Source organism: Pseudomonas fluorescens (genome assembly GCF_012974785.1).
GTDB classification, from domain to species: Bacteria; Pseudomonadota; Gammaproteobacteria; order Pseudomonadales; family Pseudomonadaceae; genus Aquipseudomonas; species Aquipseudomonas fluorescens_BT.
This window is the reverse complement of sequence record NZ_CP027561.1, coordinates 5,087,023-5,111,360: the sequence shown is the minus strand read 5'-3', so window position 1 is coordinate 5,111,360 and position 24,338 is coordinate 5,087,023. Positions and strand designations below refer to the sequence as shown.

The window sequence follows — 24,338 nt, the reverse complement described above, 5'->3', positions numbered from 1 at the left end:
AAGTTCGGTATTTTTCTCAGGATACAAGCAGGGATACAGGGATACAACGGATAAGGGGAGACAGGGATAAACAGACAGGCACAAAAAAACCGGCCAAGTGGCCGGTTTCTCTGGGTCTGAGAGGCTGGTAGAGACTCTCAGAAACTGCTATGTGGTGCCCCGAGGGAGACTCGAACTCCCACTCCTTTCGAAAACGGATTTTGAATCCGCCGCGTCTACCAATTCCGCCATCAGGGCTCAATGGCGGCGAAGTATAGAGAGGTGCCTACCGTTGGTCAATCACGTTTCATGGTCAATTTTCGATATTTCCGCTAGACTTTCCGGCCCTGCTAGACGAACCCCATCATGCGCGTTGCTGACTTTACCTTCGAGCTTCCTGATTCGCTGATCGCCCGCCACCCTCTGGCCGAGCGTCGCGGTAGTCGCCTGTTGACCCTGGATGGGGTCAGCGGCGCCCTGGCACACCGTCAATTCACTGATCTGCTTGAGCATTTGCGCCCGGGCGATCTGATGGTGTTCAACAATACCCGGGTGATTCCGGCGCGGCTGTTCGGGCAGAAAGCCTCCGGCGGCAAGCTGGAAATCCTCATCGAGCGGGTGCTCGATACGCACCGCGTGCTGGCCCATGTGCGTTCCAGCAAGTCGCCGAAACCGGGTTCGAAGATCCTGATCGACGGTGGTGGCGAAGCCGAGATGCTGGCGCGTCACGATGCGCTGTTCGAGCTGGGCTTCTCCGAGGAAGTGCTGCCGTTGCTCGACCGTGTCGGGCACATGCCGTTGCCTCCTTATATAGACCGCCCGGACGAGGGTTCGGATCGCGAGCGTTATCAGACGGTTTACGCCGAGAAGCTGGGCGCGGTGGCTGCACCGACCGCCGGGCTGCACTTCGACCAGACGCTGATGGAAGCGATCGCCGCCAAGGGCGTCGAGACTGCGTTCGTCACGTTGCACGTCGGCGCTGGCACGTTCCAGCCGGTGCGCGTCGAGAAGATCGAAGATCACCACATGCACAGCGAGTGGCTGGAAGTCGGTCAGGACGTGGTTGATGCCGTCGCCGCTTGCCGTGAGCGCGGCGGTCGAGTCATCGCTGTCGGCACCACCAGCGTGCGTTCGCTGGAAAGCGCCGCCCGCGATGGCGTGCTCAAACCTTTCAGCGGCGATACCGATATCTTTATCTACCCGGGCCGGCCGTTCCACGTGGTCGATGCCCTGGTGACCAATTTCCATTTGCCCGAATCCACGCTGTTGATGCTGGTTTCGGCGTTTGCCGGTTACCCGGAAACCATGGCCGCCTATAAAGCTGCCGTGGACAACGGTTACCGCTTTTTCAGCTACGGTGATGCGATGTTCATCACCCGTAATCCCGCCCCCCGCGGCCCAGAGGAATCCGTATGAGTCGCACCTGTCGTATGTCTTTCGAGTTGCTTGCCACCGATGGCAAGGCTCGTCGTGGTCGTCTGACTTTCCCCCGTGGCACCGTCGAGACCCCGGCCTTCATGCCGGTGGGCACCTACGGCACGGTCAAGGGCATGTTGCCGCGTGACATCGTCGCCACCGGCGCGGAGATCATTCTGGGCAACACCTTCCACCTGTGGCTGCGCCCGGGTACCGAAGTGATCAAGGAGCACGGCGACCTGCACGATTTCATGCAGTGGAAAGGCCCGATCCTGACCGACTCCGGCGGTTTCCAGGTGTTCAGCCTCGGCGCCATGCGCAAGATCAAGGAGGAGGGCGTGACCTTCGCCTCCCCGGTCGACGGCTCGAAAGTGTTCATGGGCCCGGAAGAATCGATGCAGGTCCAGCGCGATCTGGGTTCCGACATTGTGATGATCTTCGACGAATGCACGCCGTACCCGGCTGACGAAGACGTTGCCCGCGTGTCCATGGAGCTGTCGCTGCGCTGGGCTCAGCGTTCGAAGAATGCCCATGGCGACAACACGGCGGCGCTGTTCGGCATCGTTCAGGGTGGCATGCACCAGGACCTGCGCATGCGCTCGCTGGAAGGTCTGGACAAGATCGGTTTCGATGGCCTGGCCATCGGCGGTCTGTCGGTGGGCGAGCCGAAGCACGAAATGATCAAGGTGCTCGATTACCTGCCGGGCATGATGCCGGCTGACAAACCTCGTTACCTTATGGGCGTTGGCAAACCGGAAGATCTGGTTGAGGGTGTGCGCCGCGGTGTGGACATGTTCGATTGCGTGATGCCAACCCGTAATGCCCGCAACGGGCATCTGTTCATTGATACAGGCGTGCTGAAGATCCGTAACGCGTTCCATCGCCATGATGATTCGCCGCTGGATCCGACCTGCGATTGCTATACCTGCCAGAACTTCTCCCGCGCCTATCTGCATCACCTGGACAAGTGCGGCGAAATGCTGGGAAGCATGCTCAATACCATCCATAACTTGCGCCATTATCAGGTGCTGATGGCTGGTTTGCGCGAGGCTATTCAACAGGGTACATTGGCCGCCTTTGTCGATGCCTTCTACGCCAAACGCGGGCTCCCCGTTCCGCCTTTGGACTGAGTTTTCTGACCCCAAGATTCAACATTTGCAACTGGAGTGCTAAATGAGCTTTTTTATCTCTAATGCCATGGCTGACGCGGCTGCACCGGCTGCAGCGCCTATGGGCGGCGGCTTCGAGTGGATTTTCCTGGTCGGCTTCCTGGTCATCTTCTACCTGATGATCTGGCGTCCACAGGCCAAGCGCGCCAAAGAGCAGAAGAACCTGCTGAGCAGCCTGCAGAAGGGCGACGAAGTGGTCACCACCGGCGGCATCGCCGGCAAGATCACCAAAGTGGCCGATGACTTCGTGGTTCTGGAAGTTTCCGACACCGTGGAAATGAAGTTCCAGAAGGGCGCCATCGCCGCCACGCTGCCAAAAGGCACGCTGAAAGCGATCTAAGGTTCCAACTTCTACTCAATCGACGGGGCGCGCAAGGCGCCCCGCGTTCATAACGGGCGGCGTGATGCTGAACAAATATCCTCTGTGGAAATACATTCTGATCCTGGCGGTGCTGGCGATCGGTCTGATTTATTCCGCTCCCAATCTGTACCCCGATGACCCGGCCATCCAGATCAGCGGCGCCAGCACGGCCCTGCAGGTCAACCAGGCCGACCTGGACCGCGTGAGCACCGCGCTCAAGGAGTCCGGGATCAACGTCAAGGCTTCGAGTCTGGCAGCGAACGGCAAGGGCGGTCTGATCCGTCTGACCAAGGCTGAAGACCAGTTGCCGGCCAAAGACGTTGTACGCAAGGCATTGGGTGATGACTACGTCGTCGCGCTGAACCTGGCACAGACCACTCCGCAATGGCTGCGCAGCCTGGGCGCGCACCCGATGAAGCTGGGTCTGGACTTGTCCGGTGGTGTGCACTTCCTGCTGGAAGTGGACATGGACAAAGCCCTCGACGCACGCCTGAAAGTCTACGAAGGCGACGTCAAGAGCCTGCTGCGCAAAGAGAAACTGCGCTATCGCAGCCTGCCGCAGCTCAATGGTGCCATTCAGCTGGGCTTCAGCGATGCTGACTCCCGCGAACAGGCCCGCGTGCTGATCCGCAAGAACTTCAACGATTTCGACATTGTTCCGGCTGACCTCAACGGGCAACCGGTGCTGCGTCTGGCGATGACCCCGGCCAAGCTGGCGGAAATCCGTGAATATTCCATCAAGCAGAACTTGACCACGGTACGTAACCGCGTCAACGAGCTGGGTGTTGCCGAGCCGATCGTCCAGCGTCAGGGCGCCAACCGTATCGTGGTTGAGCTGCCGGGCGTGCAGGACACTGCCGAAGCCAAGCGTATCCTCGGCAAGACGGCCAACCTGGAGTTCCGTCTGGCTGCAGAGCCGGGCGCTTCAAAAGCCACTTCCGAAACCTTCGAATTCCGCGAAGGCAAGCGTCCTCCTGCCCAGATCGAGCGTGGCCTGATCATCACCGGTGACCAGGTGACTGACGCCAAGGCCGGTTTCGGCGAGCACGGCACGCCTGAAGTGAACATCCGTCTGGATGGCCACGGTGGCGAGCTGATGAGTCGTGCGACCCGCAGCAACGTCGGTCGCAGCATGGCGGTGATCTTCATCGAGCAGCGTCCGGTGACCACCTACGTCAAGCAGATGGTCGACGGCGTCGAGAAAGACGTTGCCGTGCAGACCTTCAAGGAAGAGAAGAAAATCATCAGCCTGGCGACCATTCAGTCGCCGCTGGGTGCGCAATTCCGTATCACCGGCCTGAACGGCCAGGGCGAGTCGTCCGAGCTGGCGCTGCTGCTGCGTGCCGGTGGTCTGGCGGCTCCGATGTACTTCGCTGAAGAACGTACCATCGGCCCGAGCCTGGGTGCGGACAACATCACCAAGGGTATCGATGCATCGCTGTGGGGCATGCTGTTTGTCTCGCTGTTCATCATCGCCATCTACCGCTTCTTCGGTCTGATCGCCACTGTCGCATTGGCGGTGAACATGGTGCTGCTGCTGGCGTTGATGTCGCTGCTGGGTGCAACCCTGACCCTGCCAGGTATCGCCGGTATCGTGTTGACCATGGGTATGGCGGTCGACGCCAACGTGCTGATCTTCTCGCGGATCCGCGAAGAGATCGCCGCCGGCATGACTGTGCAGCGTGCAATCAACGAAGGCTTCGGCCGGGCATTCACTGCGATTCTCGACGCCAACCTGACCACCTTGCTGGTCGGCGGCATCCTCTTCGCCATGGGCACCGGCCCGGTGAAGGGTTTCGCAGTGACCATGTCCCTCGGGATCTTTACCTCGATGTTCACGGCCATCATGGTGACCCGCGCGATGGTCAACCTGATCTTCGGCGGTCGTGACTTCAAGAAGTTGTGGATTTAAGGGGCTGCCATGTTACGTACAATCAACTTCATGGGCGTTCGCAACTTCGCGTTCGGCGTCACATTGTTCCTTACCGTGCTGGCCTTGTTCAGCGTGTTCCACAAGGGCATGAACTGGGGCCTGGACTTCACCGGCGGTACGCTCATCGAGCTGACCTACGAGCGTCCGGCCGACGTCACCAAGGTGCGTGAGCAACTGGTTACCGCCGGTTATCACGAAGCGGTCGTGCAGAACTTCGGTGCGACCACCGACCTGCTGGTGCGCATGCCGGGTGAAGACCCGCAGCTGGGCCATCAGGTAGCGGAAGCGCTGCAGAAGGTCGGCGGTGAGAACCCGGCGACGGTCAAGCGCGTCGAGTTCGTCGGCCCGCAGGTCGGTGAAGAGCTGCGCGACCAGGGCGGCCTCGGCATGCTGCTGGCGCTCGGCGGTATCCTGATCTATCTGGCTTTCCGCTTTCAGTGGAAATTCGCGGTCGGTGCCATCGTTTCGCTGATTCACGACGTGATCGTGACCGTGGGTATCCTGTCGATCTTCCAGATCACCTTCGACCTGACGGTGCTGGCGGCGGTGCTGGCGATCATCGGTTACTCGCTGAACGACACCATCGTCGTGTTCGACCGGGTGCGTGAGAACTTCCGCGTGCTGCGCAAGGCTTCGCTGATCGAGAACATCAACATCTCGACCACTCAGACCCTGCTGCGCACCATGGCGACTTCGATCTCCACCTTGCTGGCGATCGCGGCGCTGCTGTTCTTCGGTGGCGACAACCTGTTCGGCTTCTCCATCGCCCTGTTCATCGGTGTTCTGGCGGGTACCTACTCGTCGATCTACATCGCCAACGTGGTGCTGATCTGGCTGAACCTGTCTTCGGAAGACCTGATTCCGCCGGCCAATACCGAGAAGGAAGTCGACGACCGTCCATAACGGCCATCGTTACCCCGGTTGTCAGTCAAAAAAAGGCGCGAGTTGAACTCGCGCCTTTTTTATTGCTCCAAGGCTGGGAGAAGCGCGGGCGCGTCCCGCATGTGATGGTCAGGAGGTTCATGTGAACAAGTCGTTGCTGGTTGGTGCGGTACTGGGTGCTGTCGGTGTGACTGCCGGGGGCGCTGTTGCCACCTACAGCCTGGTGAAAAGCGGCCCTGAGTATGCGCAGGTATTGGCCGTCGAGCCGGTCAAGACACAAATCAAGACTCCACGTGAAGTGTGCAAGGATGTGACGGTGACCCGGCAGGCGCCGGTGAAAGATCAGCACCAGATCGCGGGCACCGTGGTCGGTGCGCTGGCGGGTGGTCTGCTGGGTAACCAGATCGGCGGCGGCACCGGCAAGAAGATTGCCACGGTGGCCGGTGCGGTCGGTGGTGGTTACGCCGGTAACAAGGTTCAGGAGGGTATGCAGGAGCGTGATACCTACACCACGACTCAGACTCGCTGTAACACGGTGAATGACATCAGCGACAAGGTCGTGGGCTATGACGTCCGGTATTCGCTGGACGGCAAGGAAGGCAAGGTGCGGATGGATCGTGATCCGGGCAACCAGATTCCGGTCGACAAGGAAGGCAAGCTGATCCTGTCGCAGAACGCGCCAGGCCAGTAACTGGCTGAAGGCTTATAAGAAAAGCACCCTTCGGGGTGCTTTTTCATGCCCACAAAAAAAACACCCCGAAGGGTGTTTTTTGATTTCGCGAAACGCTTAGCGCTTCAGCGAGGCTGGCAGGTGCGGCTGGATCGCCGTCAGAACTGCCTTGAAGCATTTGGTGTTGCCGGCGACGACATGGCCTTTTTCAAGGAAGTCGTGACCGCCGGTGAAGTCGCTCACCAGGCCGCCAGCTTCCTGAATCAGCAGGGCGCCAGCCGCCATGTCCCACTCGGACAGACCCGACTCCCAGAATGCATCGAAACGACCGGCAGCAACGTAAGCCAGATCCAGGCTCGCCGAACCGGCGCGGCGGATGCCGGCAGTCTGGCCAACCAGGGCGCGGAACATGCCCAGGTAGTTGTCGAGGTTGTCCATCTGGTCGTCACGGAACGGGAAACCGGTACCCAGCAGAGCGCCGTCCAGGCTGGTGCGACCGCTGACACGCAGACGGCGACCGTTCAGTTGAGCGCCGCGACCACGGCTGGCGGTGAATTCTTCCTGGCGAACCGGATCCAGAACAACGGCGTGTTCCAGGCGACCGCGGTATTTGCAGGCAATGCTGACAGCGAAGTGAGGAATGCCGCGCAGGAAGTTGGTGGTGCCGTCCAGCGGATCAATGATCCACAGGTATTCTTCACCTTCGATACCGCTACCGGCGTGCATGCCGGTCTCTTCACCCATGATCGAGTGATTCGGGTAAGCCTTGCGCAGAGCGTCGATGATTTTCTGTTCGGCGGCGCGATCCACCTCGGATACATAATCCTTGGCGTCTTTTTCGTCGACCTTGATGGTATCCAGGCGCTCGATGGAGCGGAAGATCAGTTCACTGGCGCTGCGGGCGGCGCGCAGCGCGATATTCAGCATGGGCTGCATGGATGTGTCACCTAAGGTTGTTAAAGAAAGCCGCGCATTCTATCAGAACTTTTCTTCAGGTGAAGGTCGCTGTTCGCTTTCATAGCTTAACGGTAGGCTGTTCTGTAAGATTTGCACCCCTTTGCCGAGTCCGAGAGCGCCCGCCGTGCTGCAGAATATTCGTGTCGTCCTGGTCAACACCAGCCATCCGGGAAACATCGGCGGGACCGCGCGCGCCATGAAAAACATGGGCCTGTCGCGTCTGGTGCTGGTTGATCCGCGAGTCTTTCCGCATCACGAAGCCGATGCCCGTGCTTCCGGTGCCGGTGACATCCTTGAAAACGCGCAAGTCGTCGCCACCTTGGAAGACGCCCTGGTCGGTTGCAATCTGGTGCTCGGCACCAGTGCCCGTGACCGGCGCATTCCCTGGCCATTGCTGGATCCGCGCGAGTGCGGGACCAAAGTGGTCGAGGAGGCCGGGCAGGGCGCGGAAATCGCGCTGGTGTTCGGTCGTGAAGATTCCGGGCTGACCAATGAAGAGCTGCAGCGATGTCACTATCACGTGCACATCCCCTCCGATCCTGAGTTCAGTTCGCTGAACCTCGGGGCGGCGGTGCAGGTGTTGAGTTATGAAGTGCGCATGGCCTGGCTGGCCGCACAGGGACAGCCGACCAAGATCGAGAAGGAAGAAGTGGCCTCCGTGAAAAGCGCAGAGCTTGCGACCATGGATGAGCTGGAGCGCTTCTATGAGCACCTGGAACAGACGCTGGTTGCGATCGAATTCCTCGATCCGGAAAAGCCTCGGCACTTGATGGCGCGCCTGCGCCGGTTGTACGGACGCAGCTCGGTCAGCCGAGCGGAAATGAATATTTTGCGTGGCATCCTCACGGAAACCCAAAAAGCGGCCCGTGGCGAGCTCCTTAAGCGGAAGGATTAATGATGTTCGAGCGTTTGCGTGAAGATATCCAGAGCGTATTCCACCGAGACCCGGCGGCGCGTAACGCTTTTGAAGTCCTGACCTGCTACCCCGGCATGCATGCAATCTGGATTCATCGACTGGCCGGCATGCTCTGGCGCAATGATCTGAAATGGCTGGCGCGGCTGGTGTCGAACTTCGGTCGCTGGCTGACCGGAATCGAGATTCATCCGGGTGCCAAGGTCGGTCGACGCTTCTTCATCGACCATGGCATGGGTATCGTGATCGGCGAAACCGCTGAAATCGGCGACGACGTGACGATCTATCAGGGCGTGACCCTGGGGGGTACCAGCTGGAACAAGGGCAAGCGTCACCCGACGCTCGGCGATGGCGTGGTGGTGGGGGCGGGCGCGAAGGTGCTCGGTCCGTTCACTGTTGGCGCTGGCGCCAAGGTCGGTTCTAACGCCGTGGTCACCAAGGAAGTGCCTCCGGGCGCCACTGTGGTGGGGATCCCGGGCCGGATCATCGTCAAGTCCGATGATGAGGTCGACGCCAAGCGCAAGGCGATGGCCGAAAAGATCGGCTTCGATGCCTACGGCGTCAGCGAAGACATGCCCGATCCGGTGGCGCGTGCCATTGGCCAGTTGCTCGATCACCTGCAAGCGGTGGACGGACGTCTGGAAGGAATGTGCGGCGCGCTTAAGGATCTGGGCAGTAATTACTGTGCGAAAGACCTGCCCGAGCTGCGTGAAGAAGACTTCGCCTGCGTCAAGGGCAAGGACGAATCCAAGCTCCACTGATGCCCCTGCAGGGCTGCTGCCGACCGGTGTGCCATTAGGCCGCAGACCCTGCTATCATTCGCGCGCTCTTTTGCGGGTAAACCCGACTAAAGCACTAGGTCTTATAGTTGACTTAAATGCTCGGGAATTGCATACTCCCGTCCATTCCGAACTCCGTGGTAATTGTCCATGCGACTGACTACAAAAGGCCGATACGCCGTGACCGCCATGCTTGACCTGGCGTTGCACGCGCAACACGGGCCGGTGTCCCTGGCCGATATCTCCGAGCGCCAAGGCATCTCCCTGTCCTATCTCGAACAGCTTTTCGCCAAGCTGCGCCGCAGTAACCTGGTTTCCAGTGTTCGCGGTCCGGGCGGTGGTTACCAGTTGTCCCGCGACATGCAGGGCATTCAGGTCGCCCAGGTGATCGATGCGGTGAACGAATCGGTCGATGCCACCAAATGCCAGGGCCAGGGCGATTGCCATTCCGGCGATACCTGTCTGACCCATCACCTGTGGTGCGACCTGAGCCTGCAGATTCACGAATTTCTCAGCGGTATCAGCTTGGCCGACCTCGTAACTCGCCGTGAGGTACAGGAAGTGGCCCAGCGTCAGGATCAGCGTCGTTGCAATGGCAAGGCGCCGCGCCTGGACAAGATTGAAGCGTCCGCCGTCGAATGACAGCCAGAGAGCTAGCGGCACGCCAGCCAGCCTGATTTAGGAGATAGTCCATGAAATTGCCGATTTACCTTGATTACTCTGCGACCACCCCGGTCGATCCGCGCGTTGCGCAAAAGATGAGTGAATGCCTGCTGGTCGACGGAAACTTCGGTAACCCGGCGTCCCGTTCCCACGTGTTCGGCTGGAAGGCCGAAGAGTCCGTCGAAAACGCCCGTCGTCAGGTGGCCGACCTGGTCAACGCCGACCCGCGCGAAATCGTCTGGACCTCCGGTGCCACCGAGTCCGACAACCTGGCAATCAAGGGTGCGGCACATTTCTACGCCTCCAAGGGCAAGCACCTGATCACCTCCAAGATCGAGCACAAGGCTGTCCTCGACACCATGCGCCAGCTGGAGCGTGAAGGTTTCGAAGTGACCTACCTCGAGCCGACCGAAGACGGTCTGATCACGCCGGCCATGATCGAAGCCGCACTGCGCGAAGACACCATCCTAGTGTCGGTGATGCACGTGAACAACGAAATCGGCACGGTCAACGACATCGCCGCCATCGGCGAGCTGACTCGTTCCAAAGGCATCCTGTTCCACGTCGACGCCGCTCAGTCCACTGGCAAGGTCGATATCGATCTGCAGAAGCTGAAAGTCGACATGATGTCGTTCTCTGCCCACAAGACCTACGGCCCTAAAGGCATCGGTGCGCTGTACGTCAGCCGCAAGCCGCGTGTGCGCATCGAAGCGACCATGCACGGCGGCGGTCACGAGCGTGGCATGCGTTCCGGCACCCTGGCGACTCACCAGATCGTCGGCATGGGCGAAGCGTTCCGTGTGGCCAAGGAAGACATGGCTGCCGAAAACGTGCGTATCAAGGCGTTGAGCGACCGTTTCTACAAGCAGGTCGAGCATCTGGAAGAGCTGTACGTCAACGGCAGCCTGACCGCCCGCGTTCCGCACAACCTGAACCTGAGCTTCAACTACGTTGAAGGCGAGTCGCTGATCATGGCGCTCAAGGATCTGGCGGTTTCGTCCGGTTCGGCCTGCACCTCGGCGTCGCTTGAGCCTTCGTACGTACTGCGCGCCCTGGGCCGCAACGACGAACTGGCACACAGCTCGATTCGCTTCACCTTCGGCCGCTTCACCACCGAAGAAGAAATCGATTACGCCGCGCAGAAAGTCTGCGAGGCCGTTACCAAGCTGCGCGCTCTGTCGCCGCTGTGGGACATGTACAAAGACGGCGTCGATATCTCGAAGATCGAGTGGGCGGCACACTAAATATAGAAGCCGCCGGATACAGATCCTGTAGCGACGCGGCGGTTTGCGCAGCGCAGTTGCAGGGTCTCAAGAGCGGCCCTGATGAGTGAGGATTGAGAATCATGGCTTACAGCGAAAAGGTCATCGACCACTACGAAAACCCGCGCAACGTCGGCAAGATGGACGCGGAAGATCCAGATGTCGGCACCGGTATGGTCGGCGCTCCGGCGTGCGGCGACGTGATGCGTCTGCAAATCAAGGTCAACGAGCAGGGCGTTATCGAAGACGCCAAGTTCAAGACCTACGGCTGTGGTTCGGCTATCGCTTCCAGCTCCCTCGCCACTGAGTGGATGAAGGGCAAGACCCTGGACGAAGCGGAAACCATCAAGAACACTCAGCTGGCCGAAGAACTGGCCCTGCCGCCGGTGAAAATCCACTGCTCGGTTCTCGCTGAAGACGCCATCAAGGCGGCCGTTCGCGACTACAAGCAGAAGAAAGGCTTGATCTAAGCATTGGGCGACGAGTAAGGAGTCAACGATGGCTATCAGCATGACAGAAGCGGCTGCTCGACACGTGCGACGCTCCCTCGACGGGCGCGGCAAGGGTGAAGGGATTCGTCTGGGTGTTCGCACCACGGGCTGTTCCGGCCTTGCCTACGTGCTGGAGTTTGTCGACGAGGTGGTTGCAGAAGATCAGGTGTTCGAGAGTCACGGCGAAAAAGTGATTATCGACCCCAAGAGCCTGGCCTACCTTGACGGCACCGAGCTCGATTTCGTCAAGGAAGGGTTGAACGAAGGCTTCAAGTTCAACAATCCCAACGTGCGCGGTGAGTGTGGCTGCGGCGAAAGCTTCAACATCTGAGGCTGGTCGTGGGAACTCCTTGTCATTTCGCTTTATTCGAGCTGCAACCGGGCTTTCGTCTGGATCTCGAGCAGTTGGCCACGCGCTATCGCGAGTTGGCGCGCGGCGTTCATCCCGATCGTTTTGCCGACGCTTCCGAGCGTGAGCAGCGCTCGGCGCTCGAACAGTCCGCTCGGCTCAACGATGCTTACCAGACGCTCAAGAGTCCGGCCCAGCGTGCGCGTTACCTGCTGACGATCAGCGGTCATGAAGTGCCGATGGAAGTCACGGTCCATGATCCCGAGTTTCTGTTGCAGCAGATGCAATGGCGCGAAGAACTCGAAGATCTGCAGGACAGTGCCGACCTGGCGGGCGTCGCAGCCTTCAAGCGTCGCCTGAAAACTGCCCAGGAACAGCTGAACGAAAGCTTCGCAGCCTGTTGGGATGATGCGGCGCAGCGCGAACAGGCCGAACGCCTGATGCGGCGCATGCAGTTCCTCGACAAGCTCACCTACGAAGTGCGCCAGTTAGAAGAGCGCCTCGACGATTAACCCAGTGCCGCTCCGGTCGCACGCCTGATATACAGATAAGTCCTGATCACGATGGCCCTACTGCAGATCGCCGAACCCGGCCAAAGTCCTCAACCGCACCAGCGTCGTCTGGCTGTGGGGATCGACTTGGGCACTACCAATTCGCTGGTCGCTGCGTTGCGCAGTGGTCTTTCCGAGCCGCTGGCCGATGCTGAAGGGCGGGTCATCCTGCCTTCCGCCGTGCGTTATCACGCCGATCGCGTCGAAGTCGGCGAGTCGGCCAAGCTGGCCGCGTCCTCCGATCCCCTGAATACCGTGCTGTCGGTCAAGCGCCTGATGGGCCGTGGTCTGTCCGACGTCAAGCAATTGGGCGAGCAACTGCCGTACCGCTTTGTCGGCGGCGAATCGCACATGCCGTTCATCGACACCGTGCAGGGTCCGAAAAGCCCGGTCGAAGTCTCTGCCGATATCCTGAAAGTGCTGCGCCAGCGCGCTGAAGCGACCTTGGGCGGCGAGCTGGTTGGCGCAGTGATCACCGTTCCTGCATATTTCGACGACGCTCAGCGTCAGGCCACTAAAGATGCAGCGAAACTCGCAGGCCTGAACGTGCTGCGTCTGCTTAACGAGCCGACTGCTGCTGCCGTGGCTTATGGTCTGGATCAGCATGCCGAAGGCCTGGTCGCCATTTATGACCTGGGCGGCGGTACTTTCGATATTTCGATTCTGCGCCTGACCGGCGGTGTCTTCGAAGTTCTGGCAACCGGCGGCGACAGCGCGCTGGGTGGCGATGACTTCGACCACGCGATTGCCGGCTGGATCATCGAGAGCGCGGGCCTGTCCGCCGATCTCGATCCGGGTGCGCAGCGCAATCTGCTGCAAACCGCCTGTGCGGCCAAAGAAGCCCTGACGAATGCCGACAGTGTTGAAGTTGCTTATGGTGACTGGAAAGCACAGCTGACCCGCGAAGCCTTTGATGCGCTGATTGAGCCGATGGTTGCTCGCAGCCTGAAAGCCTGTCGCCGTGCCGTTCGCGATTCCGGCGTCGAGCTGGAAGACGTGCACGCCGTGGTGATGGTGGGTGGTTCTACCCGTGTTCCACGTGTTCGCGAGGCCGTCGCCGAAGCTTTCGGTCGCCAACCGCTGACTGAAATCGACCCGGATCAGGTGGTGGCCATCGGGGCTGCGATCCAGGCCGATACACTGGCCGGCAACAAGCGCGATGGTGGCGAGCTGCTGCTGCTCGACGTGATTCCGCTGTCCCTGGGGCTGGAAACCATGGGCGGCCTGATGGAGAAGGTGATTCCGCGCAACACCACCATTCCGGTTGCCCGCGCCCAGGACTTCACCACTTATAAAGATGGCCAGTCGGCCATGGCCATTCACGTGTTGCAGGGCGAGCGCGAGCTGATCAGCGACTGCCGCTCCCTGGCTCGCTTCGAATTGCGCGGCATACCGGCAATGGTCGCCGGTGCAGCCAAGATTCGCGTCACCTTCCAGGTCGATGCCGACGGTCTGCTCAGCGTTTCTGCCCGCGAACTGGGTTCGGGCGTTGAGGCCAGCATTCAGGTCAAGCCATCGTATGGTCTGACCGATGGCGAGATCGCCAAAATGCTCAAGGATTCGTTCCAGCATGCCAATGACGACAAGGTCGCCCGCGTTCTGCGTGAGCAGCAAGTCGATGCCCAGCGCCTGATCGAGGCGGTGCAGGGGGCTCTGGAGGCGGATGGCGAGCGTTTGCTCGACGCCGAAGAGCGCATGGTCATCGATCTGCAGGTGCAGGAACTGACCGAACTGATGAAAGGTACCGATGGTTACGCCATCGAGCAGCAGACCAAGCGTCTGTCGCAAGTGACCGACGCCTTTGCTGCCCGTCGTATGGATCAGACGGTGAAAGCCGCTCTGTCCGGGCGCAATCTGAATGAAATCGAGGATATCTGATGCCGCAGGTCATTTTTCTGCCCCACGAGAAGTTCTGCCCTGAGGGTATGGTGGTCGAGGCTGAGCCCGGCACATCGATTCTCGATCTGGCCCACGAACACCACATCGAGATGGAAAGCGCCTGCGGCGGCGTCTGCGCCTGCACCACCTGTCACTGCATCATTCGCGAGGGTTTTGACTCGCTGGAAGAAGCCGACGAGTTGGAGGAAGATTTCCTTGATCGCGCATGGGGTCTTGAGGCGCATTCGCGCCTGGCCTGTCAGGCCATCGTCGGTGAAGAAGACATCACCGTCGAAATTCCGAAATATTCGCTTAACCATGCGGCCGAAGCGCCGCACTGACTGGTAAGACTGTCATGAGCTACGGTTGGAATGATGTTCAACGTATTGCAGAAGAGCTGGCCGAAGCCAAGCCGGACGTCGATCCGCTCTCTGTCAATTTCGTCGACTTGCAGCGATGGATCATGGAACTGCCTGATTTCGACAATACCTCTGGCCGAGTCGGTGAGAAGGTGTTGGAAGCGGTTCAGGCGCTCTGGATCGAAGAAGTAGACTGATCGTCCTTGCAGGTTAGGCAATACCCAAGAACCCGCGTATAATTCGCGGGTTTAATTTTTCGCAAATTACTGTTTCTGGAGTTACACCATGGCTGTTCAACGTACTTTCTCCATCATCAAGCCTGACGCCGTTGCTAAAAACGTGATCGGCAAGATCACCACTCGCTTCGAAGACGCTGGCCTGCGCGTTGTAGCTTCGAAACTGAAGCAACTGTCCAAAGCCGAAGCCGAAGGCTTCTACGCTGAGCACAGCGCTCGTGGTTTCTTCGGCGACCTGGTTGCCTTCATGACTTCGGGTCCAGTTGTCGTTCAGGTTCTGGAAGGCGAAAACGCCATCGCTCGCAACCGTGAGCTGATGGGCGCTACCAACCCTAAAGAAGCTGCTCCAGGCACCATCCGTGCTGACTTCGCTGAATCGATCGACGCCAACGCCGTTCACGGTTCGGACTCCGAAGCCGCTGCTGCTCGCGAAATCGCTTACTTCTTCGCAGCTACTGAAGTAACCACTCGCTAAGCATTGGCTTAAGAGTGAAGGTGAATCCATGACGACATCGACTGTTAAAACCAACCTGCTGGGTCTGACCCAGCCGGAAATGGAAAAATTCTTCGACTCAATCGGGGAGAAGCGTTTCCGTGCCGGTCAGGTAATGAAATGGATTCACCACTTTGGCGTCGATGATTTCGACGCCATGACGAACGTCAGCAAGGCCTTGCGCGAAAAGCTCAAGGCGGTTGCCGAGGTCCGTGGTCCCGAAGTGGTCAGCGAGGACATCTCCAGCGACGGCACCCGTAAATGGGTGGTGCGCGTGGCGTCCGGCAGCTGCGTCGAGACCGTTTACATTCCCCAGGGCAAACGCGGCACTCTGTGCGTTTCGTCCCAGGCAGGCTGTGCCCTGGACTGCAGTTTCTGCTCCACCGGCAAGCAAGGCTTCAACAGCAACCTCACCGCCGCCGAAGTCATCGGCCAGGTGTGGATTGCCAACAAATCCTTCGGCAGTGTTCCGGCAACCATCGACCGCGCCATCACCAACGTGGTGATGATGGGCATGGGCGAACCGCTGCTGAACTTCGACAACGTCGTGGCCGCCATGCATCTGATGATGGATGATCTGGGCTACGGGATCTCCAAGCGCCGCGTGACCCTGTCCACGTCGGGTGTGGTGCCGATGATCGATGAGCTGGCCAAGCACATCGACGTATCCCTGGCGTTGTCCCTGCACGCACCGAATGACGCATTGCGTAACCAATTGGTGCCGATCAACAAGAAATATCCGCTTAAGATGCTCCTCGATTCGTGCGTGCGCTATATGTCCGCCCTGGGCGAGAAACGTGTGCTGACCATCGAGTACACCTTGCTCAAGGACATCAACGACAAGCTTGAGCACGCTGTGGAAATGATCGAGTTGCTCAAGGATATTCCCTGCAAGATCAACCTGATTCCGTTCAACCCGTTCCCGCACTCCGGTTACGAGCGGCCAAGCAACAACGCGATTCGCCGATTCCAGGATCAGCTTCATCAGGCAGGCTTCAACGTCACCGTCCGCACCACCCGTGGTGAAGACATCGACGCGGCTTGCGGTCAATTGGTAGGGCAGGTGCTGGATCGCACCCGTCGCAGTGAACGTTACATCGCCGTGCGCGAATTGAGCGCCGACAGCGATCTGGCACAGAACGCCGCGAACACTAATTAAGAGAGGATCTCTATGTCCCTGCGCTTTGCGCTGCTGTTGCTGTTGGCCAGCCTGTGTGCTGGCTGTGTCCTGTCGGGTGATTACAACCCGATGAAGACCAGCAAGGGCCGCGACGAGGCGCGGGCTGCCTATGTGCAGCTGGGGCTGGGATACTTGCAGCAAGGCATGACCGAACGGGCCAAGGTGCCGTTGAAAAAGGCCCTCGAGCTGGATAGCTCGGATCCTGATGCGAACGCCGCCCTCGGGCTGGTGTTCCAGGCGGAAATGGAGCCGAAGCTGGCCGACGAACACTTTCGCAAGGCGCTGTCCTCCCGTCCCGCCGATGCCCGCATCCTCAACAATTACGGCAGTTTTCTCTACGAAGAGAAGCGTTACAAGGAGGCCTACGAGCGTTTTGAGCAGGCCGCCGCCGATACCCTGTATCCTGAGCGTTCACGCGTGTTCGAGAATCTCGGCATGACGGCATCGAAGCTTGGTCAGCGTGAGCTGGCGCAGCAGCAACTGGAAAAGGCGCTGCGTTTGAACCAGCAACAACCACGGGCCTTGCTGGAAATGGCTGAGTTGTCATTCGAAGACAGGCATTATGTGCCCGCGCGTGACTATTACGACCGTTTCAGCCAGCTCTCCGAGCAAAATGCACGTAGTCTGTTGCTCGCCGTTCGATTGGCAAAAGTATTTGAAGATCGCGACAAGGCCGCCAGTGCGGGCCTGCAATTAAAACGACTCTATCCCGGTACGCCGGAATATCAGCAATACCTGTCGGAGCAATGATGAAAGCGGCGCATCCCGAAGTTGTAGCAGCGAATCGCGTTAACCCCGGTGAAACCTTGCGCCAGGCCCGCGAAAGCAATGGCTGGTCGCTGGCCGAAGTGGCCCTCAAGCTCAACCTCACCGTGACTTCCCTGTCCAACCTCGAAGCCGGTGCGTTCGACAAGCTGCCGGGGCATACCTTTGCTCGCGGCTATATTCGCGCCTATGCCAAATTGCTCGGCATGGATCAGGCTGTTCTGGTCCAGCAGTTCGATCAGTCCACCGGCACCGACTCCCAGGGCAGCAATGTGCACGCGCTGGGGCGCATCGAAGAACCGGTTCGGGTTTCCCACACCATTTTGCGGATCGTCAGCCTGCTGTTACTGATCGGGGTCATCGGCGGCGGTTTCGTCTGGTGGCAGGATCAGACCTCGTTGCGCACCAAGGACCTGACCACGCTGGCTCCCGAGCACGTGGAAGTCGAAGGTGCGGACGGCACTACCCAGATCCACCCGCTGGACGAGCCGGAAGACCAGGCTGTTGCGGAAGGCGAGGCTGAGGGCGCAACGGCCCTGGCACTGCCTCAATCGCAATCCACCGCTGAATCGACGGTTGCCGAAACTGCCGCTCCGGCAGCCGTTGCACCCGTGGCACCGGCCCCGGCCGCGACGGCCCACGTCCCGGCGCCAGTGGTTGCGGCTCCGGCGGCGACTGTGCCGGCAACCGTTCCAGCCGCGCCTGCACCCGTTGTTACCGCGCCGGTAACGCCAAGCGTTGCTGCACCGACTTCAGCCCCTGCCGTTGCGGCTGCCCCGGTTGCCGGTCAAGGCCAGGTGCAGGTTCAGTTCATCGCCGATTGCTGGACACAAGTGACCGATGGCAGCGGCAAAGTGCTGTTCAGTGGTCTGAAGCGCAAGGGCGACAGCCTGTCCGTCGCCGGCAAGCCACCGTTTGCCGTGCGCCTGGGTTATGCCCGTGGCGCCCAGGTCAGCTACAACGGCCAATCGGTCGATGTGGCTCCGTTCACCAGTGGCGAGACTGCTCGCCTGAAGTTGGGTCAATAAGTCATGCACGGCGAATCTCCAATCAAACGTCGCGAATCACGCAAGATCTGGGTCGGTAACGTGCCTGTGGGCGGCGATGCACCTATCGCGGTGCAGAGCATGACCAACAGCGACACCAACGACGTCGCGGCCACCGTCGCACAGATCAACCGTCTGGAAGCTGCCGGCGTCGACATCGTCCGCGTTTCGGTGCCGGACATGGACGCCGCCGAGGCGTTCGGCAAGATCAAGCAACTGGTCAAAGTGCCGCTGGTTGCCGACATCCACTTCGACCACAAGATCGCCTTGCGCGTGGCCGAACTGGGTGTGGACTGCCTGCGCATCAATCCGGGCAACATCGGTAGCCCGGATCGCGTACGCGCCGTGGTCGATGCCGCCCGTGATCGCGGGATTCCGATCCGCATCGGCGTCAACGCCGGTTCGCTGGAAAAAGACCTGCAGAAAAAATACGGCGAGCCGACACCGGCTGCGCTGGTCGAGTCGGCATTGCGTCATGTCGAGCACCTTGAGCGCCTGAATTTCCAGGACTACAAGGTCAGTGTGAAGGCCTCCGACGTGTTCATGGCCGTCGAAGCCTATCGCCTGCTCGCCAAGGAAATCGTTCAGCCGCTGCACTTGGGCATCACCGAAGCCGGTGGATTGCGCTCCGGTACAGTGAAATCCGCCGTGGGCCTAGGTATGCTGCTCGCCGAGGGGATTGGCGATACCATCCGCATCTCGCTGGCCGCCGACCCGGTCGAGGAAGTGAAGGTCGGTTACGACATTCTCAAGTCTTTGCATTTGCGTTCCCGTGGCATCAACTTCATCGCCTGCCCGAGCTGCTCGCGGCAGAACTTCGATGTGGTCAAGACCATGAACGAGCTGGAAGGGCGCCTTGAAGACCTGCTGGTGCCGCTGGATGTCGCGGTGATCGGTTGTGTGGTCAATGGCCCGGGTGAAGCCAAGGAAGCCCATATCGGCTTGACCGGCGGCTCGCCAAACCTGATTTACATCGACGGCAAGCCGTCGCATAAGCTGACGAATGACAATCTGGTGGACGAGCTGGAAAAGCTGATCCGCGAGAAGGCGGCCGAGAAGGTCGAAGCCGACGCAGCGGTCATCGCGCGCGGCTGATCGAACGAATTAAGGAATTTCTGTGAGCAAGTCCCTGCAAGCCATTCGTGGCATGAACGACATCCTGCCGGAACAGACCCCGGTATGGCGCTACTTCGAAGGCACCGTTTCGCGTTTGCTGGATAACTACGGTTACAAGCAGATCCGCATGCCGATCGTCGAATTCACCGAGCTGTTCAAGCGCTCGATCGGTGAAGTGACCGACATCGTCGAAAAAGAGATGTACACCTTCGACGACCGCAACGGCGACTCCCTGACCCTGCGTCCGGAAGGCACCGCTGCGTGCGTGCGTGCCGTGCTCGAGCATGGCATCACCGGCGGTGGCCAAGTGCAGAAGCTCTGGTACATCGGTCCGATGTTCCGTCACGAGCGTCCGCAGAAAGGCCGTTATCGCCAGTTTCACCAGATCGGTCTGGAAGTCTTCAACCTCGACGGTCCGGACATCGACGCCGAGTTGATCATCATGACCTGGCGCCTGTGGGGCGAGCTGGGTATCCGTGATGCCGTCAAGCTCGAACTCAACAGCCTGGGCACCAGCGAGTCCCGCGGCCGTTATCGTGAAGCGCTGGTCGAGTACCTCTCGGCGCACCACGACAAACTGGACGAAGACAGCCAGCGTCGCCTGAAGACCAACCCGCTGCGCGTGCTCGATACCAAGAACGCCGACACGCAAGCCGTCCTGGTCGATGCGCCGAAGATGGCTGACTACCTGGACGACGAGTCCCGTGCCCACTTCGAAGGTCTGAAGGCCCGTCTGGATGCTGTCGGCATTCCTTACGTGCTCAACCCGAAACTGGTACGCGGTCTCGATTACTACAGCAAAACCGTATTCGAATGGGTCACCGACAAGCTCGGCGCCCAGGGCACTGTTTGTGCGGGCGGCCGTTACGACGGTCTGGTCGAGCAGATGGGCGGCAAGCCGACGCCGGGCGTCGGATTCGCCATGGGCATCGAGCGTCTGGTGCTGATGCTGGAAACCCTGGAGCAGATCCCGCAAGAGCTTTCCCGTCAGGTTGACGTCTACCTCTGCGCCTTCGGCGAAGAGGCGGAGCTGGCCGGTCTGGCCCTGGCCGAGCGTGTACGCGACCAGTTGCCTAACCTGCGTCTGCAAGTCAATGCCGGTGCCGGCAGCTTCAAGAGCCAGTTCAAGAAAGCCGACAAGAGCGGTGCGTTGTACGCGCTGATCCTGGGTGACGACGAAATGGCCCAGCAAGTGGTAGGTTTCAAACCCCTGCGTGGCCAGGGCGAACAACAAAGCATTGCCTGGGATGCGCTTGCCGCTCACCTGGCCACCTGCGTCGTGCAGGGTTGAAGCTGTCCAAACAGCCGATTTAGCGATTAAGGAGTATTGGGGTGTCGAGTACCGAAGACGAACAGTTGGCGGATTTGAAAGACTGGTGGACACGCAACGGCAAACCTCTGGTCACTGGCGGCCTGTTGGCGCTGGTCATCGTGTTCGGCTGGCAGGCATTTCACAAGTATCAGAGCAACCAGTCGCAAGGCGCCTCGGTGCTCTATCAGCAATTGCTGGAAACCACGCTGACTCCGGATGGCAAGCCTGACGCCGCGCGCGTTGCGGATCTGGCCGGCAAGCTCAACAGCGAATTCGGCGGTACTGCCTACGCGCAGTACGGCAGCCTGTTCGTGGCCAAGGTTGCGGTCGACAGCGGCAAGCTGGACGACGCGGCGACCGAACTCAAGGCAATCGTTGCCAAACCGGCCAACGCGGCGTTGGGCGAAATCGCCCGTCAGCGTCTGGCGCAGGTGCTGGGTGCACAGAACAAGGCTGACGAGGCCCTGAAACTGCTTGAAGGCGATGCCGACAAGTCGTTCCTGGCCACTCGCGAAGAACTCAAGGGCGACCTGCTGGTACAGCTGGGCCGCACTGACGAAGCGAACGCGGCGTATCAAAAAGCCAAGGCGGCACTGTCGGATGAAGCGGCGGTCGGTGGCCTTCAAATCAAGCTGGACGACCTGGCCAAAGGGGATGCGTGACGTGATCGGTTGGAAGCATGCAGCATTGCTGGCTCTGGCCATTCTGGCCACGGGTTGCAGCAGCAACAGCACCAAGGAACTGCCACCGGCCGAGCTGACTTCCTTCAAGGAAGAAGTGGTTCTGCACAAAGTGTGGAGTCGTTCGATCGGTGACGGTCAGGGCGAAACCTACAACATGCTGGTGCCGGCGATTGATGGTGACACCATCTACGCCGCCGACGTTACTGGCATCGTGATGGCCATGGATCGCAGCAACGGCGACGTGAAGTGGAAGAAAGAACTGGATGTGCCTGTCTCCGGTGCCGTCGGCGTAGGCTACGGTCTGGTTCTGATCGGTACTCTGCGTGGTGATGTCATCGCCCTCGACACCATCAATGGTGAAGAGAAATGGCGCGCCCGGGTGACCAGCGAAGTGCTGGCGCCACCTGCCAGCAACGGCGACATCGTGGTTGTACAGACCCAGGACGATCGTCTGATCGGTCTGGATGCATCCACCGGTCACCAGCGCTGGGTGTATGACAGCACCCCTGCCGTACTGACCCTGCGTGGTACCAGTGCGCCGCTCGCGACCAACCGCCTCGCGGTGGCTGGCCTGTCGACCGGTAAAGTGGTCGCTCTGGACATTTCCAACGGCGTGCCGGTCTGGGAGCAGCGGATCGCGATTCCACAGGGTCGTTCGGAACTGGAACGTGTGGTTGACATCGACGGCGGGCTGCTGCTGTCCGGCGGTACGCTGTACGTTGCCAGCTATCAGGGTCGCGTTGCGGCACTGGACCTGGAAAGCGGCCGTCAACTCTGGCAGCGCGATGCGTCGAGCTACGCCGGTATCGCACAGGGTTTCGGCAACGTCTATGTGAGCCTGTCTTCGGGTACCGTTGAAGGCGTCGACGAGCGTTCCACCACTGCACTGTGGAGCAACGATTCGCTGGCCCGCCGTCAACTGTCGGCACCGGAAGTGTTCTCCAGCTACGTTGCAGTCGGTGACCTGGAAGGTTACCTGCATCTGCTGAGTCAGGTGGACGGTCGTTTCGTCGGCCGCGAGCGCATCGACAGCGACGGCCTGCGTGCCCGTCCGCTGGTGGTGGGTGACACGATTTATGTGTATGGCAACAGCGGCAAACTGGAAGCCCTGACCATCAAGTAACAATTCACTGAAGGAGCCGAGCGAAGATCAGGCAAGGCAAAAATCAGCGAGGGCGCGGAGTTGACTTCAGTCAATGAGCATCCCGAGCTGATTTTTAACGCCGCATGATCGAACGCAGGCCCTTTAGCTATGCTTGGGGTTAAACCCCCAGGCGGCCCCGGTATACCGGGGCTTGCAGCGCTTTTGGGCGTTGCCCCGAGCACCAGCCGCTGCCTCGCAGCGGCTTTTGTATTTTCTGAAATAACGAAGTGGAGAGCCGCATGGTTCCCGTAATCGCCCTGGTGGGCCGACCGAACGTCGGCAAGTCCACCTTGTTCAACCGCCTGACCAGGACTCGCGACGCCATCGTCGGCGACTTGTCCGGTCTGACCCGTGATCGCCAGTACGGTGAGGCCAAGTGGCAAGGGCGTTCCTACATTCTGATCGACACCGGCGGTATCTCCGGTGACGAGCATGGTATGGACGAAAAAATGGCCGAGCAGTCGCTGCTGGCCATCGAAGAAGCGGATGTCGTTCTGTTCCTGGTAGATGCCAAGGCCGGTTTCACCGCCGCCGACCAGATGATCGCCGAACACTTGCGCAAACGTAACAAGCGTTCTCACGTGGTCGCCAACAAGGTCGACAACATCGACCCGGAAATGGCCCGCGCCGAATTCGCCCCGCTGGGCATGGGCCACGCGATCCCGATCGCCGGTGCCCACGGTCGCGGCATCACTCAACTGCTGGAAGCGGCCCTGAGCGACTTCCCGCGTGATGATGACGAGCCGGCGGAAGGTGAAGAGGAAGAAGTGGTCGCCGAAGGCGAGGAAGCCAAGCGCATTCCTGGTCCGAGCGAAAAAGACGGGATCAAGATCGCCATCATCGGCCGTCCGAACGTCGGCAAGTCGACCCTGGTCAACCGCATGCTCGGTGAGGACCGGGTAATCGTCTACGATCAGCCCGGCACCACTCGCGACAGTATCTACATCCCGTTCGAGCGTAACGACGAGAAGTACACGCTGATCGACACCGCCGGTGTGCGCAAGCGCGGCAAGATCCACGAAGAAGTCGAAAAGTTCTCCGTGGTCAAAACCCTGCAGGCGATCAAAGACGCCAACGTGGTGATCTTTGTGATGGACGCCCGCGAAGGTGTGGTCGATCACGACCTCAACCTGCTGGGCTTCGCCCTTGAGGCGGGTCGCGCGCTGGTGATCGCGATCAACAAGTGGGACGGAATGACGCCGAGCGAGCGCGACTTCGTGAAGGTCGAGTTGCAGCGTCGGTTGTTCTTCGTTGACTTCGCCGATATCCACTTCATCTCGGCACTGCACGGCACTGGCGTGGGCAACCTCTACGCTTCGGTGCAGAACTCGTTCAAGTCCGCGGTCACCCGCTGGCCGACCAGCCGCCTGACGCAGATTCTCGAAGACGCGGTCAGCGAGCACCAGCCGCCGATGGTCAACAGCCGCCGGATCAAGCTGCGATACGCTCACCTGGGGGGGGCGAACCCGCCGATCATCGTGATCCACGGCAACCAGGTCGAGAAAGTGCCGAAGTCGTACGTGCGCTATCTGGAAAACACTTACCGCCGCGTGCTCAAACTGGTCGGTACGCCGATCCGTATCGAGTTCAAGGGCGGCGAGAACCCGTACGAAGGCAACAAGAACACGCTGACCGACCGCCAGGTCAACAAGAAGCGCCGCTTGATGTCGCACAACAAGAAAGCCAGCAAGAAGCGCCGCGACAAGCGCTGATGCAATCGGGAAAGGGCGTCCATGACGCCCTTTTTTGTG

At 60.0% G+C, this 24,338-nt stretch carries 26 protein-coding genes and 1 tRNA gene; 25 read left to right on the top strand and 2 right to left on the bottom strand.

The genetic code is table 11. From position 1 onward, the window contains the following. Positions 1-152: 152 nt before the first annotated feature. Positions 153-237, bottom strand: a tRNA-Leu gene (locus C6Y56_RS23165). 108 nt (positions 238-345) lie between these two features. Between C6Y56_RS23165 and queA the strand changes: the two genes are divergently transcribed. From queA to C6Y56_RS23135, 6 genes are all read left to right on the top strand, one after another. Then, positions 346-1,395, top strand: coding sequence for a tRNA preQ1(34) S-adenosylmethionine ribosyltransferase-isomerase QueA (gene queA, locus C6Y56_RS23160; RefSeq protein WP_169431790.1), 1,050 nt, complete (start codon positions 346-348; stop codon positions 1,393-1,395). Between the two features lie 14 nt (positions 1,396-1,409). Then, positions 1,410-2,525 (top strand): tRNA guanosine(34) transglycosylase Tgt, encoded by a 1,116-nt coding sequence (gene tgt / locus C6Y56_RS23155; RefSeq protein WP_161794909.1) that lies wholly within the window; start codon positions 1,410-1,412, stop codon positions 2,523-2,525. A 43-nt stretch (positions 2,526-2,568) separates the two neighbouring features. Further along, a complete protein-coding gene (gene yajC / locus C6Y56_RS23150) occupies positions 2,569-2,904 on the top strand; it encodes a preprotein translocase subunit YajC (protein ID WP_007956696.1) in 336 nt (111 codons plus the stop codon). A 64-nt stretch (positions 2,905-2,968) separates the two neighbouring features. Beyond that, a complete protein-coding gene (secD, locus tag C6Y56_RS23145; RefSeq protein ID WP_169431789.1) occupies positions 2,969-4,837 on the top strand; it encodes a protein translocase subunit SecD in 1,869 nt (622 codons plus the stop codon). Positions 4,838-4,846: 9 nt separating this feature from the next. Then, on the top strand, positions 4,847-5,761 hold the full coding sequence (gene secF, locus C6Y56_RS23140) for a protein translocase subunit SecF (protein ID WP_169431788.1): 915 nt from the start codon (positions 4,847-4,849) through the stop codon (positions 5,759-5,761). A 121-nt stretch (positions 5,762-5,882) separates the two neighbouring features. Beyond that, positions 5,883-6,431 (top strand): glycine zipper 2TM domain-containing protein, encoded by a 549-nt coding sequence (locus C6Y56_RS23135; RefSeq protein ID WP_169431787.1) that lies wholly within the window; start codon positions 5,883-5,885, stop codon positions 6,429-6,431. Positions 6,432-6,527: 96 nt separating this feature from the next. Here the strand turns inward: C6Y56_RS23135 and suhB are convergent, their stop codons facing one another. After that, positions 6,528-7,346 carry a type III secretion system regulator SuhB gene (gene suhB, locus C6Y56_RS23130; RefSeq protein ID WP_085709393.1) on the bottom strand — a complete coding sequence of 273 codons (819 nt, stop codon included), beginning with the start codon at positions 7,344-7,346 and terminating at the stop codon, positions 6,528-6,530. A 145-nt stretch (positions 7,347-7,491) separates the two neighbouring features. Here suhB and trmJ point away from each other — a divergent pair, with 145 nt between their 5' ends. From trmJ to der, 19 genes are all read left to right on the top strand, one after another. Next, positions 7,492-8,262 (top strand): tRNA (cytosine(32)/uridine(32)-2'-O)-methyltransferase TrmJ, encoded by a 771-nt coding sequence (gene trmJ, locus C6Y56_RS23125; RefSeq protein ID WP_169431786.1) that lies wholly within the window; start codon positions 7,492-7,494, stop codon positions 8,260-8,262. Positions 8,263-8,264: 2 nt separating this feature from the next. After that, positions 8,265-9,041, top strand: a complete 777-nt coding sequence (gene cysE, locus C6Y56_RS23120; RefSeq protein ID WP_085699842.1) for a serine O-acetyltransferase — start codon at positions 8,265-8,267, stop codon at positions 9,039-9,041. A gap of 168 nt (positions 9,042-9,209) precedes the next feature. Beyond that, complete coding sequence (gene iscR / locus C6Y56_RS23115; protein ID WP_007956690.1) at positions 9,210-9,701, top strand: Fe-S cluster assembly transcriptional regulator IscR; 492 nt, start codon at positions 9,210-9,212, stop codon at positions 9,699-9,701. Positions 9,702-9,751: 50 nt separating this feature from the next. After that, on the top strand, positions 9,752-10,966 hold the full coding sequence (locus tag C6Y56_RS23110) for an IscS subfamily cysteine desulfurase (protein WP_169431785.1): 1,215 nt from the start codon (positions 9,752-9,754) through the stop codon (positions 10,964-10,966). Positions 10,967-11,067: 101 nt separating this feature from the next. Further along, a complete protein-coding gene (gene iscU / locus C6Y56_RS23105; protein WP_027619655.1) occupies positions 11,068-11,454 on the top strand; it encodes a Fe-S cluster assembly scaffold IscU in 387 nt (128 codons plus the stop codon). Between the two features lie 28 nt (positions 11,455-11,482). Next, positions 11,483-11,806: an iron-sulfur cluster assembly protein IscA gene (iscA, locus tag C6Y56_RS23100; RefSeq protein ID WP_003227904.1), complete on the top strand. Its 324-nt coding sequence runs from the start codon at positions 11,483-11,485 to the stop codon at positions 11,804-11,806. A gap of 8 nt (positions 11,807-11,814) precedes the next feature. Further along, positions 11,815-12,336, top strand: a complete 522-nt coding sequence (gene hscB / locus C6Y56_RS23095) for a co-chaperone HscB (RefSeq protein ID WP_169431784.1) — start codon at positions 11,815-11,817, stop codon at positions 12,334-12,336. Positions 12,337-12,387: 51 nt separating this feature from the next. Then, positions 12,388-14,253 (top strand): Fe-S protein assembly chaperone HscA, encoded by a 1,866-nt coding sequence (hscA, locus tag C6Y56_RS23090; RefSeq protein WP_169431783.1) that lies wholly within the window; start codon positions 12,388-12,390, stop codon positions 14,251-14,253. Continuing rightward, entirely contained in the window at positions 14,253-14,594 is a 342-nt protein-coding gene (gene fdx / locus C6Y56_RS23085; RefSeq protein ID WP_169431782.1) for an ISC system 2Fe-2S type ferredoxin, read from the top strand. The genes hscA and fdx overlap by 1 nt, the downstream gene beginning before the upstream one ends. Positions 14,595-14,608: 14 nt before the next feature. Beyond that, positions 14,609-14,809: a Fe-S cluster assembly protein IscX gene (gene iscX / locus C6Y56_RS23080; RefSeq protein ID WP_027619659.1), complete on the top strand. Its 201-nt coding sequence runs from the start codon at positions 14,609-14,611 to the stop codon at positions 14,807-14,809. 88 nt (positions 14,810-14,897) lie between these two features. Further along, positions 14,898-15,323 (top strand): nucleoside-diphosphate kinase, encoded by a 426-nt coding sequence (ndk, locus tag C6Y56_RS23075; protein ID WP_039765715.1) that lies wholly within the window; start codon positions 14,898-14,900, stop codon positions 15,321-15,323. 28 nt (positions 15,324-15,351) lie between these two features. Then, positions 15,352-16,500: a 23S rRNA (adenine(2503)-C(2))-methyltransferase RlmN gene (gene rlmN, locus C6Y56_RS23070; RefSeq protein WP_169431781.1), complete on the top strand. Its 1,149-nt coding sequence runs from the start codon at positions 15,352-15,354 to the stop codon at positions 16,498-16,500. A 12-nt stretch (positions 16,501-16,512) separates the two neighbouring features. After that, positions 16,513-17,271: a type IV pilus biogenesis/stability protein PilW gene (pilW, locus tag C6Y56_RS23065; protein WP_169431780.1), complete on the top strand. Its 759-nt coding sequence runs from the start codon at positions 16,513-16,515 to the stop codon at positions 17,269-17,271. Next, positions 17,271-18,314: a RodZ domain-containing protein gene (locus C6Y56_RS23060; RefSeq protein WP_169431779.1), complete on the top strand. Its 1,044-nt coding sequence runs from the start codon at positions 17,271-17,273 to the stop codon at positions 18,312-18,314. Before pilW ends, C6Y56_RS23060 begins: the two co-directional genes overlap by 1 nt. Positions 18,315-18,317: 3 nt before the next feature. Beyond that, positions 18,318-19,427: a flavodoxin-dependent (E)-4-hydroxy-3-methylbut-2-enyl-diphosphate synthase gene (ispG, locus tag C6Y56_RS23055; protein WP_169431778.1), complete on the top strand. Its 1,110-nt coding sequence runs from the start codon at positions 18,318-18,320 to the stop codon at positions 19,425-19,427. Between the two features lie 22 nt (positions 19,428-19,449). Then, a complete protein-coding gene (gene hisS / locus C6Y56_RS23050; RefSeq protein WP_169431777.1) occupies positions 19,450-20,739 on the top strand; it encodes a histidine--tRNA ligase in 1,290 nt (429 codons plus the stop codon). Between the two features lie 41 nt (positions 20,740-20,780). After that, positions 20,781-21,422 carry a tetratricopeptide repeat protein gene (locus C6Y56_RS23045; protein WP_085734102.1) on the top strand — a complete coding sequence of 214 codons (642 nt, stop codon included), beginning with the start codon at positions 20,781-20,783 and terminating at the stop codon, positions 21,420-21,422. Beyond that, positions 21,415-22,566 (top strand): outer membrane protein assembly factor BamB, encoded by a 1,152-nt coding sequence (gene bamB / locus C6Y56_RS23040; protein ID WP_169431776.1) that lies wholly within the window; start codon positions 21,415-21,417, stop codon positions 22,564-22,566. The genes C6Y56_RS23045 and bamB overlap by 8 nt, the downstream gene beginning before the upstream one ends. 260 nt (positions 22,567-22,826) lie before the next feature. Next, positions 22,827-24,299: a ribosome biogenesis GTPase Der gene (gene der / locus C6Y56_RS23035; RefSeq protein ID WP_169431775.1), complete on the top strand. Its 1,473-nt coding sequence runs from the start codon at positions 22,827-22,829 to the stop codon at positions 24,297-24,299. The last annotated feature ends 39 nt before the right edge of the window (positions 24,300-24,338 follow it).

Coding starts and splice junctions, on each gene's coding strand:
- tgt (WP_161794909.1), top strand. CDS start 1,410: ATGTCTTTCGAGTTGCTTGCCACCGATGGCAAGGCTCGTCGTGGTCGT.
- C6Y56_RS23060 (WP_169431779.1), top strand. CDS start 17,271: ATGAAAGCGGCGCATCCCGAAGTTGTAGCAGCGAATCGCGTTAACCCC.
- secF (WP_169431788.1), top strand. CDS start 4,847: ATGTTACGTACAATCAACTTCATGGGCGTTCGCAACTTCGCGTTCGGC.
- pilW (WP_169431780.1), top strand. CDS start 16,513: ATGTCCCTGCGCTTTGCGCTGCTGTTGCTGTTGGCCAGCCTGTGTGCT.
- cysE (WP_085699842.1), top strand. CDS start 8,265: ATGTTCGAGCGTTTGCGTGAAGATATCCAGAGCGTATTCCACCGAGAC.
- ndk (WP_039765715.1), top strand. CDS start 14,898: ATGGCTGTTCAACGTACTTTCTCCATCATCAAGCCTGACGCCGTTGCT.
- fdx (WP_169431782.1), top strand. CDS start 14,253: ATGCCGCAGGTCATTTTTCTGCCCCACGAGAAGTTCTGCCCTGAGGGT.
- hscA (WP_169431783.1), top strand. CDS start 12,388: ATGGCCCTACTGCAGATCGCCGAACCCGGCCAAAGTCCTCAACCGCAC.
- queA (WP_169431790.1), top strand. CDS start 346: ATGCGCGTTGCTGACTTTACCTTCGAGCTTCCTGATTCGCTGATCGCC.
- iscR (WP_007956690.1), top strand. CDS start 9,210: ATGCGACTGACTACAAAAGGCCGATACGCCGTGACCGCCATGCTTGAC.
- C6Y56_RS23110 (WP_169431785.1), top strand. CDS start 9,752: ATGAAATTGCCGATTTACCTTGATTACTCTGCGACCACCCCGGTCGAT.
- rlmN (WP_169431781.1), top strand. CDS start 15,352: ATGACGACATCGACTGTTAAAACCAACCTGCTGGGTCTGACCCAGCCG.
- bamB (WP_169431776.1), top strand. CDS start 21,415: ATGCGTGACGTGATCGGTTGGAAGCATGCAGCATTGCTGGCTCTGGCC.
- suhB (WP_085709393.1), bottom strand. CDS start 7,346: ATGCAGCCCATGCTGAATATCGCGCTGCGCGCCGCCCGCAGCGCCAGT.
- ispG (WP_169431778.1), top strand. CDS start 18,318: ATGCACGGCGAATCTCCAATCAAACGTCGCGAATCACGCAAGATCTGG.
- iscU (WP_027619655.1), top strand. CDS start 11,068: ATGGCTTACAGCGAAAAGGTCATCGACCACTACGAAAACCCGCGCAAC.
- der (WP_169431775.1), top strand. CDS start 22,827: ATGGTTCCCGTAATCGCCCTGGTGGGCCGACCGAACGTCGGCAAGTCC.
- secD (WP_169431789.1), top strand. CDS start 2,969: ATGCTGAACAAATATCCTCTGTGGAAATACATTCTGATCCTGGCGGTG.
- yajC (WP_007956696.1), top strand. CDS start 2,569: ATGAGCTTTTTTATCTCTAATGCCATGGCTGACGCGGCTGCACCGGCT.
- iscA (WP_003227904.1), top strand. CDS start 11,483: ATGGCTATCAGCATGACAGAAGCGGCTGCTCGACACGTGCGACGCTCC.
- iscX (WP_027619659.1), top strand. CDS start 14,609: ATGAGCTACGGTTGGAATGATGTTCAACGTATTGCAGAAGAGCTGGCC.